1 protein-coding gene is annotated in these 1,662 nt (G+C 65.6%); it reads left to right on the forward strand.

Annotated features, from left to right (window positions below):
* The first annotated feature begins 68 nt into the window (after nt 1-68).
* Nucleotides 69-1,624 (forward strand): IS3 family transposase gene (locus EPD80_RS11255; RefSeq protein ID WP_088178290.1). Its coding sequence is split into 2 segments (ribosomal slippage): nt 69-501 and nt 501-1,624, totalling 1,557 coding nucleotides; the frame shifts between segments, so codons are not numbered across the junction.
* Nucleotides 1,625-1,662 lie beyond the last annotated feature (38 nt).

Here is a 1,662-nt window from a genome sequence, read left to right on the forward strand (position 1 = left end):
CCCTCTGTGTCAGAATAGTTGTCGTCTCGATAGATCCTGAAACCAGAGGGCGACAAAGGAAGAACGAAGTGGCCAGATACGGACAGTCCTTCAAGGACAGGGCGGTTGCACGGCTGTTGCCGCCAGAAAGTGTCGCGGTGCAGACGCTGGCGCGAGAGCTGAGCATTTCAGCTGCGACGCTAGCGCGCTGGCGAGCCGAGGCGCTCTCCCAGCCCGTTGGCGAGCGGGGCTGGAGTGCGGGGGCCCGATTCGAAGCGGTGCTCTCGACCGCCGCGATGGACGAGGCGAGCAAAGGGGCCTGGTGCCGCGAGCATGGCGTGTATCCCCAGACGCTCGAGCAATGGCGCACCGCCGCCCTGCAGGCGCTCGATGAGCCCGAGGAAGTCGCACGGCAGGCTCTGCGGGAGAAGAAGGCCGAGCGGGGTCGCATCAAGGAACTCGAGCGCGACCTGCGCCGCAAGGAAAAGGCGCTGGCCGAAGCGGCAGCGTTGCTGGTGCTATCAAAAAAGCTCGAAGCGATCTTCCCCAAGGACGAGGACGCATGATCGGCCTGGAAGATCGCCAAACACTGGTCCGACACATCGATGAGGCACACGCAGCCGGCGCGCGCCTACGCCCGGCCTGCGAGGTCGCAGGCATGACGCTGCGCACCCTGCAGCGCTGGAAAGCGCAGGAAGGACTGCGCCAGGGGGACCGCAGGCCCCTGGCAAAGCGTGCGCAGCCGGCGCATGCGCTCAGCGACGAAGAACGGGCGAGGATCCAGGCGTTGGCCAACGAGCCCCGTTTCGCCGACCAACCCCCGGCGCGCATCGTCCCCACGCTGGCCGACGAGGGCGTCTATCTTGCCAGCGAATCGAGCTTTCAGCGCGTGCTGCGTGCCCACGGACAAACCCGTCACCGTGGGCGCAGCCGTGCGCCGCAGCGCACGCGAGCGCCGACGACGCACGTAGCCAGCGCCCCCGGACAAGTGTGGTGCTGGGACATGACCTACCTGCCCACCCACGTGAAGGGGCAGTGGTTCTACCTGTATCTGATCATGGATCTGTACAGCCGCAAGATCGTCGGCTGGGAGATTCATGCCACCGATGAGGCAGAACACGCGGTGAGCCTGCTCAAGCGCACCGCGTTGGCCGAAGGCCTCCACGCCCTGCCGGAAAAACCCGTGCTGCACGGCGACAACGGCAGCACGCTCAAGGCCACCACGGTGTTGGCGATGCTGCACTGGCTGGGGATCAAGCCCTCATACTCTCGCCCCAGGGTGTCCGACGACAACGCCTTCGTCGAATCGCTCTTCAAAACGGCGAAGTACCGCCCCGAATTCCCGGCGCGCGGCTTCGCCAGCCTGGACGAAGCCCGCCAGTGGGGACAGCACTTCGTGCACTGGTACAACGTCGAGCACCGCCACAGCGGCCTGCGCTACGTCACCCCCGCCCAACGGCATGCCGGGGAAGACCATGCGATCCTGGCGGCACGGCACCAGACCTATCTTCAAGCCCGCGAACGTCACCCGGCGCGCTGGTCCGGGCAGACACGGGACTGGACACCGATCGGGGCCGTCACGCTCAACCCGGAACGGGACAGCGTCGTTCGGGACTCTACCCAAGCTGAAATAGAAGGCAGGTGATTGCATGAATCAGGCGACAACTATCTTGACTTGTTCCG

This window comes from Tepidiphilus olei (genome assembly GCF_006980705.1).
GTDB classification, from domain to species: Bacteria; Pseudomonadota; Gammaproteobacteria; order Burkholderiales; family Rhodocyclaceae; genus Tepidiphilus; species Tepidiphilus olei.